The sequence below is a fragment of the Glaciimonas sp. Gout2 genome (assembly GCF_035018905.1).
Lineage (GTDB): Bacteria > Pseudomonadota > Gammaproteobacteria > Burkholderiales > Burkholderiaceae_D > Glaciimonas.
Window position 1 is genome coordinate 1 of record NZ_JASJXA010000001.1, and the last position, 13,535, is coordinate 13,535.

The 13,535-nt window shown below is 49.4% G+C and carries 12 protein-coding genes; 5 read left to right on the forward strand and 7 right to left on the reverse strand.

Features of this window, described 5'->3' with window-relative positions; all coding sequences use genetic code 11:
* Positions 1–535 precede the first annotated feature (535 nt).
* The 4 genes from QN379_RS00005 to QN379_RS00020 all read left to right on the forward strand — a co-directional run bounded on the left by QN379_RS00005 (position 536) and on the right by QN379_RS00020 (position 4,243).
* On the forward strand, positions 536–1,381 hold the full coding sequence (locus tag QN379_RS00005; RefSeq protein ID WP_322236183.1) for a hypothetical protein: 846 nt from the start codon (positions 536–538) through the stop codon (positions 1,379–1,381).
* A gap of 91 nt (positions 1,382–1,472) precedes the next feature.
* On the forward strand, positions 1,473–2,426 hold the full coding sequence (locus QN379_RS00010) for a hypothetical protein (protein ID WP_322236181.1): 954 nt from the start codon (positions 1,473–1,475) through the stop codon (positions 2,424–2,426).
* A 19-nt stretch (positions 2,427–2,445) separates the two neighbouring features.
* Positions 2,446–2,751, forward strand: coding sequence for a transposase (locus QN379_RS00015; protein WP_322236179.1), 306 nt, complete (start codon positions 2,446–2,448; stop codon positions 2,749–2,751).
* A gap of 424 nt (positions 2,752–3,175) precedes the next feature.
* The gene (locus QN379_RS00020; RefSeq protein WP_322236178.1) at positions 3,176–4,243 is read left to right on the forward strand and encodes a GlxA family transcriptional regulator; all 1,068 of its coding nucleotides are present in this window, start codon (positions 3,176–3,178) and stop codon (positions 4,241–4,243) included.
* A 68-nt stretch (positions 4,244–4,311) separates the two neighbouring features.
* Here the strand turns inward: QN379_RS00020 and QN379_RS00025 are convergent, their stop codons facing one another.
* The 3 genes from QN379_RS00025 to pepN form a co-directional block, all read right to left on the reverse strand.
* On the reverse strand, positions 4,312–5,055 hold the full coding sequence (locus QN379_RS00025; protein ID WP_322236176.1) for a transporter: 744 nt from the start codon (positions 5,053–5,055) through the stop codon (positions 4,312–4,314).
* 326 nt (positions 5,056–5,381) lie between these two features.
* A complete protein-coding gene (locus QN379_RS00030; protein ID WP_322236174.1) occupies positions 5,382–6,383 on the reverse strand; it encodes a class 1 fructose-bisphosphatase in 1,002 nt (333 codons plus the stop codon).
* A gap of 19 nt (positions 6,384–6,402) precedes the next feature.
* Positions 6,403–9,129 (reverse strand): aminopeptidase N, encoded by a 2,727-nt coding sequence (pepN, locus tag QN379_RS00035; protein ID WP_323505881.1) that lies wholly within the window; start codon positions 9,127–9,129, stop codon positions 6,403–6,405.
* Positions 9,130–9,496: 367 nt separating this feature from the next.
* On the opposite strand from pepN, the gene QN379_RS00040 reads away from it, so the two are divergent.
* Positions 9,497–10,135, forward strand: a complete 639-nt coding sequence (locus QN379_RS00040; protein ID WP_322236170.1) for a DUF4136 domain-containing protein — start codon at positions 9,497–9,499, stop codon at positions 10,133–10,135.
* Between the two features lie 134 nt (positions 10,136–10,269).
* Here the strand turns inward: QN379_RS00040 and QN379_RS00045 are convergent, their stop codons facing one another.
* The 4 genes from QN379_RS00045 to QN379_RS00060 form a co-directional block, all read right to left on the reverse strand.
* Complete coding sequence (locus QN379_RS00045) at positions 10,270–10,449, reverse strand: hypothetical protein (RefSeq protein WP_322236169.1); 180 nt, start codon at positions 10,447–10,449, stop codon at positions 10,270–10,272.
* A gap of 22 nt (positions 10,450–10,471) precedes the next feature.
* Positions 10,472–11,446, reverse strand: a complete 975-nt coding sequence (locus QN379_RS00050) for a quinone oxidoreductase (RefSeq protein WP_323505693.1) — start codon at positions 11,444–11,446, stop codon at positions 10,472–10,474.
* 189 nt (positions 11,447–11,635) lie between these two features.
* The gene (locus QN379_RS00055; RefSeq protein WP_322236165.1) at positions 11,636–12,415 is read right to left on the reverse strand and encodes an SDR family oxidoreductase; all 780 of its coding nucleotides are present in this window, start codon (positions 12,413–12,415) and stop codon (positions 11,636–11,638) included.
* Positions 12,416–12,417: 2 nt separating this feature from the next.
* Entirely contained in the window at positions 12,418–13,329 is a 912-nt protein-coding gene (locus tag QN379_RS00060; RefSeq protein ID WP_323505694.1) for a DMT family transporter, read from the reverse strand.
* Positions 13,330–13,535 lie beyond the last annotated feature (206 nt).

The following is a 13,535-nucleotide window of genomic DNA, read 5'->3' on the forward strand; positions in this document are numbered from 1 at the left end:
AATGAGCGGTCACGATGCGCCAGAATGGTCGGTCACGATAGACCAGAATCGGTGGTCACGATCGGCCAGAATACCCATCTATTATTCCCATCTTCAAAAATCGATATATACGCCTCAGCAAGGTGACGTAAATCGCATCACACCACCTTCTGGTGCTCCATGGAAAGGCGTCCAAATCAGCCATCTATGCTGTCCTAACTCGACAAAGTTTTGTCGTAAACACTTTTGTCGACGGTCCTATGATCAATACATCGCGACGCACATATCTCTTGCCAACGTATGAATGGATGGGACCAGTCAATATTTTTGGCTGTGATTGGTTAGTGCAGGAGAAGCGATGTTTTTGAAAAAACAGGCAGTTTTGTGCAGCAATTTTTCTGTCAAAAATGTCGGGATTATGATTTTTTCTCACAACACCGACCGCCTGAAAAGCCTCGTGGCAGCTTTGATTTATAACGAAATCTTGTCTGTTAATTTTGGGCGTATATAGACGAGACCCCTTGCAATTAACGCCCTACACTCAGGAGAAATAAAAATGAAAAAGCAAATTATTGCCGCATCCATCGCTTCCCTTTTCTTAGTTGGGGGATATGCTAACGCACATCATTCGGCTCCATCATCAGGATCAAAAACAACGACAACAACGACAACGTTAACTGTCAAAAACTCTTCCAGCGCCAGTGCAACTGCAGGCGCTGGCGGAGCTGGTGGCGGCGCCACTAGTGGCTCCGTAACAAGCGGCCCGACATCCGGCGGTGCTGTGACTGCAGGCGATGCAACCCAAACCAACATGAGCGGCAACGCTAACAGCGGCAACAATAGCACTGGCGGCGGCGGAGCCAGCTCACAAGGTGGCAATACCACAGCCGGCAATACTAGCGGCGCTCCTGCTACCGCAGGTGCTGCTACTGGCGGCCCTGCTTCGTCGATTGGGGGTCCTGCCGGCAATGCAAAAGGCAACTCTGCCAGTGCAGATTCTGCAGCGACTGGCGCTGCTGGCGCTGGAAGCTCAAGCGGCTGGAAAAAAATGCCTAGCAGCGGTGGTTCTACTTCATCTACAGCAAATGCATCTGCAACTGGCAACACTACTGGCGGCAACGGTGGTGGCTCTGGCGCTACCGGTGGTGGGGCCACAGGCGGCAGCGCTGGCACCCTAACTAAGGGTTCGTCACAAACCGCAAACGGTAATTCTTTGGCAGTTGGTGGTGGTGCTAGCTCCAAAACTGGTATCGCAGATAGCTCGGTGAACGGTAACAGCAATACCGCTGGTTCTGCATACTCCTTAACAATTGGGGGAAGCGCAAAGAGCGGTCCAGCAATCGGCGGTGACGGCGGTAACGGTGGCGGCGCAACTGCAGCTGCAGCCTCGGGTAACCTATAACTTTATAAAGTTTTTCGCGTAAAGGGAAGGGGAAGAGGGAAAGAGTACTTTCCCTCTCTCCTGGAACATACAGAAAAATAACGGAGAAGCCATGAAACACAAACTTCTAGGTATTCTGGTAGCCTCAATATTCACAGTACCAGTAGTCGCGGAAGCGAACAGTTCGACTCCAGTGTCGCCTACCTCCGCATCGACATCAACATCAACCGCGAGTGGTGGAGCAGGTGGAGCAGGTGGATCAGCCAATGGTGGTTCTGCCACTGGCGGAGCAGCTACCGGCGGCAGCGCTACCGGCGGAGCGGCATCAAATACCGTTTCAGGTACTACAGCCAACGGTAATACGTCGACCGTGAGCGTTTCGGTGACCTTGCCAAGCAGATCCTCCAGTGACTCCAGCTCTGGGTCGGGCTCCGGCACTGGGTCAGGCAGCGGAACCTCTGGTACAGGATCAGGTACAACCGGTACGACGGGGACCACAGCTGCCACAACAGCAGCGACTGATCCAAACACTACGACCGCAAAAGTCGAATATGGCGGTACTTATACAGTGAAAAGTGCACCTTCAATTACCGCACCATCACTGACCACAACGCTGTCCGATACTTGCATGGGCTCAGTATCATTTGGCTTATCACTGACTGGATTCGGCGCTACCGCCGCCTCGACCATGGTGGATCAAGCCTGCGTACGTCGCCTTGACTCAAGGGAATTCCGTGCAATGGGTCTCAACGATGTGGCGCTAGCACTCTTATGCCAAAGCGATGCCAATCGAAAAGCTGTAGAGGCAACCGGTCATGATTGTCCAGGTATGGCAAGACCAGCAGTCGCGGCAGCAAATACAGCACCAGCACTAGCACAGATATCTCGTAACGATGTAGCGGCTCCTGCTGCACCGACACCTGCTCCCGTGGCTGCCCCAGCTGCTGTTCCTAGTACAGTAACCGCTAGTAGCGTCAGTGATCCCGATAATACCGAATATCGCGATCCATTCGTACGCCGTCGCCTCGGCCTGGAACCACTACAAGATGAAACTACTACCAAATAGTCATAGTCTAACCATAGCTATGAGTGAATCAATAGAAGGCGAAGGACATGCCATGAAGCGCACGCCACTTTCCCGCGATCGGATTGCTGAGGCTCTTAAGCAGGAGGAGCTCGGTATGCCGGTAGCTGACGTAATTCGACAAGCCGGGATAACCGAGCGTACTTTTCAGAGCTGGAAAAAGCAATACGGTGGCTTACAGGATTACCCCCAGCGATTGAAATGCCTGGAGGAGGAGAACGTTAAGCTGAAACAAATTGTAGCTGAGCTAACCCTTGAAAACTCGCGCCTTGAGGATGCATTGGAAAACAAGCATCTCAGTCATTGATAACATGCTGATTCAAACGCGATCTCGACGCTATTTCGGTCTAGGCTAAATCGGTCAAAACCAACGTTAAAGTTGGCGTTGTAGACTGGGCTTAGGAACTATAACGCGAGGTTATGAGTTGTGAAGCGACGCAAAAACATTGGAAAGAAGTGTAGGTAATTAACCCTATCACGACTAACAAGACGCTCTTTCCTCATGCAAACAAACCATCAATTTGGTATGAAAGTTCCTGAAAAGAAACTAATTGATGTAAATAAAGCAGAAATAAATGTTGTCTTTTTTACATCTAAATTTGACCATTTTTAAGTTTTTTTGATATATGTCAAGGAAATTATCTGCAATTATAGGAGTATTAAAGATGATTATTTGGCAACAATAAATTACTAAATAACAATACTAAAACTTGCCGTTAGGGGGAAGCTTCATGAATATTGGGGGCTTAAACACAGTCGGGGCGACGGACGATATTTCCGCCGTCAAGCATATTGGCATTATGGTTTTCGATGGCGTAATACTGGCCGATGTAGTGGGTGCGGCGGATGTATTCGGAATCGGAGACAAACTCATTTCAACCGCATTTCCCGGCACTACGCGCTATCAGGTATCGATTATGTCGATTTCTGGCGGCATGGTAACGTCCTCGGCCGCAGTGCAAATTCTGACAGCACCGATTACACAATTCGATAATCAGGATTTTGATACCCTTCTCATTGCCAGCGGCACGGGTAACTTTGACGCGTATCGCGATCCAGTGCTCATTACATGGCTACAAAAAAAGCGCAGCCAGGTTCGCCGCCTTGCCGCAATCTGCACCGGCGTATTTGTCATTGGGGCAGCAGGTTTTCTGAACAATCGCCGCGCCACCACACATTGGGCACTGGCAGACAAACTCGCGCGTGAATTTCCTAAAATCAACATTGATAGGGAAGCCCAGATCGTGGACGACAATAATATTTTCACATCATGCGATGTTGGCATGGCTACCGATCTCGCTTTACGTCTATTGGAAAACGATTTGGGACCCGCCGTTGCGCAACGTGTAGCGCAAAACCTCGTAGTGTGCCAACGACGCCGAGACACCTCACCTATCAATAACCCGGCGCGTCCCGTCGAATCGATGATTAATAGCAAAATCCACAAGGCTTCTCTCTGGTTCGTTGAACACCTTAGCGATCCTGTTTCAGTGATTGATGCCGCCAACTATGTCTACATGAGTGAGCGTAACTTCGTTCGCCAGTTCAAACGAGAAACTGGTCAAACGCCACACGACTTTCTCACAAACTTGCGACTGGAAGCGGTACGTCAGCAATTAACCGAGACCGATTTACCAGTCGATAAGATTGCCCGTCGTTGTGGACTGTTCAGTGGCGCGAATGTCGCAAAACTTTTCCGCAAGCAGATGTGGCCATCACCAACAGAATATCGTCGTGGCATTCGCCCGTCGGAAAGCAAGGCGCCGCAACTTCGGATTGCCGGACTACCGGATTGTTAAACGGTTGGTACCACGGAAGATTTTAAACGTCGACTATCTGCCTGGCGTAATTTATTTTTCAGCTAACATCAAAAGCGCCAGGTCAAGCCGACACCAAGCTGATGGCTGACTTCCGCGCTATTCAGACCAAATTTTATACCAGCATCAAGATCAACATCTTTATTAGGAGAGTAAATCAGCCCCGTGAGCATAAAGGCAGGATTGATCGTGCTCATGACATCGGAGTTACGGGTAATTCCGATATCTCCAACTACACTGCATTTTGGGGTAAGGCTGTAAGACACCGCAGCAGATGCGCGCCAAAGAGCGTCGCGATTGCTTTGTCGATCTGATGCTAACGCATAGCGATTAACATTAACCCCGATATTTCCGTGAAACATCCATGGAGACATATCGACGGTCCCAATCAAGGTCAGCGCTCCGCTGCTGCGACCGGTCCCCAAACTCCTGTTTTGATTACCGGTCGGCAGAACCAAAATGGGTTTGATAGCCAAACTGATCGGACCTTGCTCATAAAACCGCCATTTAATCCCAAGCGAGCCATCATTCACTCCGCGCGGTGACGATAATGTCGAGGGAACATCGCTAATAAGATCAACATTTGATAGCACGCCATAGGTAAAAGTAACGTCAGCAACATGGCTGAAATCACCTTGTTTTTTGTACCAGTCGGTATTCACTTCCAGTTGTCGGTTTCCGACATCCTGCGTGCTGGTGTCGTCAGTGACGAGCGGATGGGCCGCAAACGCTGATTGCAAAAACATCAATAGCGCAGGTGCACTTAATGCGTGCATTTTTTTAAATAACATCATTGACCTTCGCTGATTCCACCACCAAGCCTTGAAAGCTGCGGTCAGATTATTTTTTTATTACTCCACTATTTTACCTGCGGATAATTTCAAGAATATGACTTGTTACTTAGGAGTCTTGCGACGCTGTATGCAGGCCATCAATGTAGACTCGGATTATCACCGCACCGTCTTCGAAAGTGCGCTTCGAAGACGGTTATCCATTGCGGCCAAATGCAGGTGTATCACTCTATATAGAGCGTTAAACGTTTATTGAGAATTAGAAGGAATGGATGTGTACCAATTTTCCACCAAGTAGCATCTCACCCAACCCATTCCTACTGAACTCTTTATTCGTTGTGATAGCGGGTAACGCGCTCTACTTCCGTTTTAGATCCCAAAAACACCGGCACACGTTGATGTAGTTTGTGCGGGACGATATCCAGGATTGCCTGTTTTCCATCCGTCGCCACACCGCCCGCCTGCTCTACCAGCATTGCCATCGGATTGGCTTCATACATCAAGCGCAATTTTCCTGGCATATCAGGATCGCGTGAATCGGCTGGATACATAAAGATGCCACCACGGCTAAGAATACGGTGTACGTCTGCCACCATAGAGGCAACCCAGCGCATGTTGAAATCTTTCTTCAACGGTCCGGCGCTGCCTTCCAGCATCTCATTGACGTAACGCGTGACCGGTGGAAACCAATGCCGGGTGTTCGATGCATTGATGGCGAATTCCTTGGTTTCAGTTGGTATCTGAATATCACGTTGCGTCAGCACCCATGCGCCCATTTCCCGGTCCAGAGTAAAGCAATGCACACCATTTCCGGTAGTCAATACCAGCATCGTTTGTGGACCGTAGACCGCATAACCGGCGGCGACTTGCTGGCGACCTGATTGCAAAAAATCTTGCTCGGTAGGCGCTTGCATGCCATCCGGCGCTTTGAGGACTGAAAAGATGGTACCGATCGAGACATTGACGTCAATATTACTGGAGCCATCAAGTGGATCGAACAACAATAGATATTCGCCCTGCGGATAGCGATTGGGAATCGGATGAATAGTTTCCATTTCCTCCGATGCCATCGCTGCCAGATGACCGCCCCACTCGTTCGCCTCAAGCAGAATTTCATTAGAAATGATATCCAGTTTCTTTTGCACTTCGCCCTGTACGTTTTCGCTTTCAGCGCTTCCCAGTACTTCGCCCAACGCACCCTTACCGACGGCATGGCTAATCGTTTTACAGGCGCGCCCGACGACCTCGATCAGCAAACGTAATTCGGAAGGAATACTATTGTGTAGACGCTGTTGTTCGATAAGATGTTGTGTGAGGCTTACACGTTTCATGTGAATTTTTCCTAAAATATTAATGAGCAAGTGCTTTGGAAATAACTTCCAGCACGTCTTTGGACAAATCCGGTGTTGCGGCGATGCGCTCTAAAGCGCCGCGCATTTTTTCTTGCACCGTCGGCGCATATTTTCTCCAGCGATCCAGCGTACGGGCCAGCCGAGCGGCAACTTGCGGATTTACGCTATTGAGAGCAATCACCTGGTCTGCCCAGAATGCATAACCGCTGCCATCAACAGCGTGAAAATTGGCTGGATTGCTATTACAGAAACTGAAAATCAAACTCCGCGCGCGATTTGGATTGCTGAAAGTAAAGGCCGGATGCTTAAGCAAATCCCTGACCGCATTTACGTCGCTGGTGCGTGCCATGGCTTGCAACGCGAACCACTTATCGATCACCAATGCCTCCTGCGCGAAATCGGTATAAAACTGCGATAACGCAGCAATTTTTCCTGGCGCACTGCTATTCGTCAGAGCCAGCAAAGCAGCAAAGCGATCAGTCATGTTAGTGGCATCGTTGTACTGTTGCTGTGCCAGTGTATGTATCTCATCGTCGTCGCCTTCCATCAAATACGACAGCGCTACATTTTTCAGCGCTCGTTTACCAGCAGAAAGTGCATCTGCGCTATAAGCGCCGGGAGTTTGATTGGCGTGGTATGCGGCCAACAAGTCAGTACGCAATGTCTTCGCAAGGCTGGAGCGCAAAAATTGGCGCGCTGCATGAATTGCCTGCGGATCGATCACCTCGGTTTGCTCAGCCAGTACTGATTCAGACGGCAAGGTAATCGCCAACTCCCGGAAAGCCTCATTCAGCGTTGCATCGTTCAAAATAATGCGCATAGCCTCGCCAAGCGCATCGCTATTCGCTCCCGCAGCGCTCAGCATAGCCTCCAATGACGCTTCGTTCGGGGTGGCGGACATTGCGGCTGCGGCAGCCGTCATTGTCAACGTAAGCAAGCTGCGGGTGGCCAACCGTTGACCCGCTTCCCAACGATTGAATGGATCGCTGTCATGTGCCAGCAAGAAGGCCAGTTCAGCATCTGTATACGTAACATCCAGTACAACCGGCGCTGAAAAATTGCGCAGGATGGATGGCACAGGCTGTTCCGCCACGTCAATGAAACGGAAGGTTTGCTGTGCTTTAGTCAGCTCAAGAACGCGGGTAATTTCAGTCGGTAAGTCTTTGTGATCAACTGCGCTTTCTCCTTTCAGGCGCAACGGCAAATCGCTACCATTTTTGCCAACCAAACCAATCGCCACAGGAATATGGAACGGTAATTTCTTCTTTTGACCCGGTGTAGGCAGACACGTTTGCGTCAGTGTCACGTCGAAGGTTTTTTTAATCGGATCGTAATGTGTTTTAGCATGCACACGCGGGGTTCCCGCCTGGCTGTACCAGCGTTCAAACTGCGTCAAGTCGCGACCGTTGGCATCCACCATGGCAGCGCGAAAATCATCGCAGGCTACGGCTTGACCATCATGACGCTTGAAGTACAGATCCATGCCCTTTCTGAATCCGTCGCGCCCAAGCAAAGTTTGATACATACGGACAACTTCGGCACCTTTTTCGTAAATGGTAACGGTGTAGAAATTGTTGATTTCAACATACGCGTCCGGACGCACTGAATGCGCCATCGGGCCCGCGTCTTCTGGAAACTGCGCCTGGCGTAATACGCGCACATCATCGATACGCTTCACCGCACGACCACTATCGGTACCGACCATGTCAGCAGAAAATTCCTGATCACGGAAAACAGTCAATCCTTCTTTAAGCGACAATTGAAACCAGTCACGGCAGGTGACACGGTTTCCGGTCCAGTTATGAAAATATTCATGACCGACTACCGCTTCGATATTGGCGTAATCGACATCGGTTGCCAGATGCGGATTGGCGAGGACAAATTTGGTATTGAATATATTCAAACCCTTATTTTCCATCGCGCCCATATTGAAATCACCGACCGCCACGATCATGAAGCGATCCAGATCCAACTCCAATCCAAAGCGCTCTTCGTCCCAACGAATACTATTTTTGAGCGAATCCATCGCATGTTGCGTTTTGTCGAGATTTCCTTTTTCGACCCATACTTGCAGCAATACTTTACGACCTGATTTCAGCGTATATTTTTCTTGCTGACAAACCAGCTTGCCCGCAACCAGCGCAAATAAATACGAAGGCTTTTTGAACGGGTCTTCCCATTTTGCATAATGGCGACCATCACCCAAATCACCCTTTTCGATCAGATTGCCATTTGATAACAGCACTGGATATTTTTTCTTATTAGCGCGCAGCATGACGGTGTACTTCGCCATCACGTCCGGGCGATCCGGGAAATACGTAATCTTGCGGAAACCTTCCGCTTCACACTGTGTGAAAAAATTACCATTCGACACATACAAACCCATTAACGACGTATTTTTTTCTGGTTGGGTCAGCGTTTCAATTTCAAGAGTAACTTTGGCTGGCGCAAGCGGGATTCGCAACGTGCCGCCCTGCAACTGATACTGGCCTGACTTTAACTGCTTGCCGTTCAGACGCAAGCTGATCAGTTCCAGCTCCTCACCCACCAGTACGATTCCTTTGTCAAGGCTTGCCGGATTACGGCGCATCACAATGCGGGTAGCAACCCGAGTCGAAGCGGGATCAAGATCGAAACCCATATCTACCGTATCAACCCAGTAAGAAGGAGCGGTGTAATCTTTACGATAAATCGTAGATGGTGTTGCTGCCGTATCGTTACGCATAGGATCTAGTGATGAGAAATTCGTAGAAAACACGATTCTACCAAGCAACCGCCGAATGTTCATGCAATTTGGCTGTAACGCTTGGTCCGGGCATGAGATGTAAAGGCGTATTGTTATTACATTGTTTGAGCACAACCCCAGCCATTCAGACCACGAACAAGCGTCACTAGTCCATGACAAACAGAATCACAGACGGACGCGTACAATCCCCTATAAGAAGAAGTGCTCGCGATAACGACGGATCGCCGACGTTAGCGTTATTTCACGTCGAGTTATCAGGGATGAACTCTACGGCAATATTTCACTCCAAGAATACGGTCCACCCAACAGACGAGAATTTTTTTATTTCGCTCTACCGAGGAAAATTATGAAACGGTTTTTAGTTCTTTGTATGGCTGCGATGTGTTTGCTACTGGCTGGTTGCGCCTCTTTCATCCGTAGTGACGTCACGGCGTTCAACGAGTGGCCCGCTGATCTGACCAACAAGTCATTCACCTTTACCCACTCAACCGAGCAAGATAATGATCTTGAATACCGCAACTACGAGAACCTGGTGCGCCAGCAGCTTCAACGGCTTGGCTTTACCGAACCGGCAAACCGCGCGCAAGCCGCGCTAACTGTAGCGTTAACATACGGTGTCACCGCGCGCGACGTGCACGTTGTGGAACCAGTGGTGATTGATCCTGGTTTTTATGGGTCTCCGTTCTATGGTCCAGGATGGGGATACCGCGGATTCTACGGCCCATTCAATGATCCATTTTGGTACGGCACACCGGTAGTGACCCAGCGCGAGCTGAATTTTCAGGTATTCACACGCCGTGCAAATGTTGGCATTTCCCGCATCAGCGACGCCAAAAAATTGTATGACGTGACCGTTGTCAGCGAGGGACGAGTCAGCGCATTGCCAAAGGTAATGCCTTATTTAATCCGTAGCGCATTTAGCGACTTCCCTGGGCAAAGCGGTGTTCCACGGCAGGTAAAGCTAAAAGTTGAAGACAGCAAATAGTGACCCACCAAATCGGGTAGCTGCTATGCTCAAGGAATAGTTCGATGGAAACCTGCACCATGTCTTTACGACAGGCGCAGGTTTCATCGTTTGTGGCGGAATTTATTAGCCAATTGAGACTAATGTTGAAACAATCAGGTATAAAACCACTCGCTGGCAAACGTAATAAAGCCAATCAAGATCACCATTAATATCAGCACTATTAGCAAGCGACCAAATTTCGGCGTACCATCCGTACCGGTCGGCTGCTCTTCTGGATGGCCCATTGGATTATTTTCATGGACCGTTTCCTGGTGTTCGATTTTGTCGCTCATGGCTTACTTTATAATAAAAAAATTAAGGAATCAGAATCGTCGAGCCAGTTGTTTTACGCCCTTCCAGATCGATGTGCGCCTGCGCAGCATCTTTTAGAGCATAACGTTGATTGATATCGATCACGATTTTTTTACTACCGATCATTTGAAACAAATCAGCAGCGGCCGCATCAAGCTCGGCACGCGTCGAGATGTAGTGTGACAGCGATGGTCGTGTAATGGATAACGAACCGCGCGAAACCAGTTCATTCAAGCTAAACGGTGGCACCGGTCCGGAAGAACTACCAAAGCTGACCATCGTTCCGAGCGGCGAGAGACAATCCAATGAGTCGATGAAGGTATCCTTGCCAATCGAATCGAACACCACGGGCACGCCTTTGCCATTGGTGAACTCCTTCATCCGCTCAACGATATTTTCGGTCTTCGAATTGATCACATGGGTGCAACCTGCGGCAAGCGCCAACGCTTTTTTCTCGTCTGAGCCGACCGTGCCGATCATCTTCACACCGAGCGAACGCGCCCACTGCGCGGCAATCAGCCCTACCCCGCCAGCGGCCGCGTGAAATAGTATGGTGTCGCCCTCTTTTACGGGAAAGGTCCGTCTGAACAAATATTGAACCGTCAGCCCTTGTAACAGGGAAGCGGCTGCGACATCAAACGAAATCTCGTCTGGTAATTTAACCAGCATCGCCACAGGCATCAGGCGGACTTCGGAATAGGAGCCATTTGGCCGCCCTGCATAGGCGACGCGATCACCCGGTTTAAAACCAAGAACACCCAACCCGACAGCCTCGATTACGCCAGCGCCCTCTTGCCCCACACCACCGGGCAGCGGTTGCGGATACAAGCCGATTCGGAAATAGACATCGATAAAATTTACCCCGCATGCAACATTCCGAATTCTGACTTCGCCCGGCCCAGGCTCGCCAACTTCAACATCGACGTACTCCATCACCTCAGGACCACCTGTCTTGCGAATTACGATTGCTTTAACCATTATTTTCTCGATTCTAAATAAAAAAATGCTCTGTTATTTACAAGGCCAACCTAAACGATGAGTCTGACACAAATTTGTTCGGGTAACTCACTGCTTATTACCCTCTGACAAAACAGTACGAGGTGCCGAGAGTCGAGGCCGCCGAGACTGCAAGAAACATTCAACCAACAGGCAATTTTTAATTTATTTTTAAAAGGTGCCCGGATAAGCGCCGCCGTCGAGCAAAATATTTTGCCCCGTCAGGTAACCGGCATGTGCGCTACACATAAATGCACACATCGCACCAAATTCGGCGGCATTTCCAAATCGTTTTGCTGGTATTTGCCCAGCTCTTGCTTGCTGTACTTGCTCAATGGTCGTACCGTTAGCTGAAGCAGATGCGGCCTGCATCGAACGCAAACGATCAGTATCAAACGCACCCGGCAATAAATTATTGATCGTTACGTTGTGTGCGACTGTCTTGCGAGCAATACCTGCAACAAATCCGGTAAGACCAGAACGCGCACCGTTCGATAAACCGAGTACGTCAATCGGCGCTTTCACCGAGCTTGATGTGATATTCACGATACGACCAAAACCACGGGCGATCATGCCATCCACAGTGGCCTTAATCAGTTCAATCGGCGTCAACATATTGGCGTCAAGCGCCTTGATCCAGTCGTCCCGCTGCCAATCACGAAAATCACCCATCGGTGGACCGCCAGCATTAGTCACCAAAATATCCGGTTGCGGACAAGCAGCCAACACCAGCGCTCGCCCCTCCGCTGTGGTGATATCACAGACAACAGCAATTACCTCAACGCCGTAGGCATCGCGCAACTGCTGCGCCGTTTGCTCCAGCGTTTCCGCTGTCCGTGCTACCAATGTTAAATTGACGCCATCGCCCGCTAATGCTTCAGCACATCCGCGTCCTAATCCTTTGCTGGCACCGCAGACCAAGGCTTGCTTGCCACGAATTCCAAGATCCATTTTTAAACTTTCTTCTTTGAAATCAGATAAATACCCGTTAACACCAATCCGGTTCCTGCCAGCTGAATACCCGTAATCGGTTCATCCAATATGAGCGCGCCCAAAAACAAGGTTGAAACCGGCCCGACCATGCCGGCTTGCGCCGAAGTCGCGGCACCAATCCGTGCCACCGCAATCATCGTTAAAAATACCGGTAATACTGTACAAAAAACCGCATTAATCAAAGATAAGCCATACACAGCTGTCGGTTGCACGATCATGTAAGCCGGACGCAAAAGAAAAAATTGCACTACGCAAGCGACACAAGAAATACACATTGCATACGCCACCAATCGCAACGCACCGACACGGCTCACCAATTCACCCGACAATAAAAGATAGAACGAATACGTAATCGCTGCGCCTAGCACTAGTGAACTGCCCAATCCGATATCAGGCCCGCCCAGTCGCACGTCATGTATAAATACCAAAACGGTGCCCAAATAAGAAAGCCCTAAAGCTCCCCATTCAAGCAACGTAACGCGTCGCTGGTAAAAGAAAAACGACAGCAATAAAACAAACGACGGCGTCAAAAACAAAATCAACCGCTCCAACCCCGCTGATATATATTGCAGACCCATAAAATCGAGAAAACTCGACAAGTAATATCCCACTAGACCCAATATCACGATACGAATACGGTCAATATTTGCCAGCGGTGGCGCGGACCGGGTTTTCCATATTGCAACCACTGCAAACAAAGGAAACGCGAATAGCATACGAAACATAATTAACGTCACGGCGTCAACATCGTACCGATAAATCAACTTTGCCACGATCGCTTTGGCAGAAAAAAGAACAGCCCCGATAATGCCAATTGCCAAGCCACTAAGGTAAATCTTGCGGTCGACTGACTGCAACGGTAAAGATGTCATATTAGGATTGTAAATGGTATAAAAAAATTGCGTTTTGATAGCGTGATTTAAGCAGAGTCGTCTACACAAAGCAGGTATCGACGGAAGGTAAAGGCCCCATGTCAGGCCCGCATTCCTGTTCGATTGAAACGGAGCTATTGACGACGCAGATCAATAGCTACAACACAAATAACCACGCGATCAATGCTATCTTCGGCCCAAGCGAC

Excerpts from the sequence above, each read along its gene's own strand:
- QN379_RS00005 (WP_322236183.1), top strand. The coding sequence starts at position 536 with ATGAAAAAGCAAATTATTGCCGCATCCATCGCTTCCCTTTTCTTAGTT.
- QN379_RS00010 (WP_322236181.1), top strand. The coding sequence starts at position 1,473 with ATGAAACACAAACTTCTAGGTATTCTGGTAGCCTCAATATTCACAGTA.
- QN379_RS00015 (WP_322236179.1), top strand. The coding sequence starts at position 2,446 with ATGAGTGAATCAATAGAAGGCGAAGGACATGCCATGAAGCGCACGCCA.
- QN379_RS00020 (WP_322236178.1), top strand. The coding sequence starts at position 3,176 with ATGAATATTGGGGGCTTAAACACAGTCGGGGCGACGGACGATATTTCC.
- QN379_RS00025 (WP_322236176.1), bottom strand. The coding sequence starts at position 5,055 with ATGATGTTATTTAAAAAAATGCACGCATTAAGTGCACCTGCGCTATTG.
- QN379_RS00030 (WP_322236174.1), bottom strand. The coding sequence starts at position 6,383 with ATGAAACGTGTAAGCCTCACACAACATCTTATCGAACAACAGCGTCTA.
- pepN (WP_323505881.1), bottom strand. The coding sequence starts at position 9,129 with ATGCGTAACGATACGGCAGCAACACCATCTACGATTTATCGTAAAGAT.
- QN379_RS00040 (WP_322236170.1), top strand. The coding sequence starts at position 9,497 with ATGAAACGGTTTTTAGTTCTTTGTATGGCTGCGATGTGTTTGCTACTG.
- QN379_RS00045 (WP_322236169.1), bottom strand. The coding sequence starts at position 10,449 with ATGAGCGACAAAATCGAACACCAGGAAACGGTCCATGAAAATAATCCA.
- QN379_RS00050 (WP_323505693.1), bottom strand. The coding sequence starts at position 11,446 with ATGGTTAAAGCAATCGTAATTCGCAAGACAGGTGGTCCTGAGGTGATG.
- QN379_RS00055 (WP_322236165.1), bottom strand. The coding sequence starts at position 12,415 with ATGGATCTTGGAATTCGTGGCAAGCAAGCCTTGGTCTGCGGTGCCAGC.
- QN379_RS00060 (WP_323505694.1), bottom strand. The coding sequence starts at position 13,329 with ATGACATCTTTACCGTTGCAGTCAGTCGACCGCAAGATTTACCTTAGT.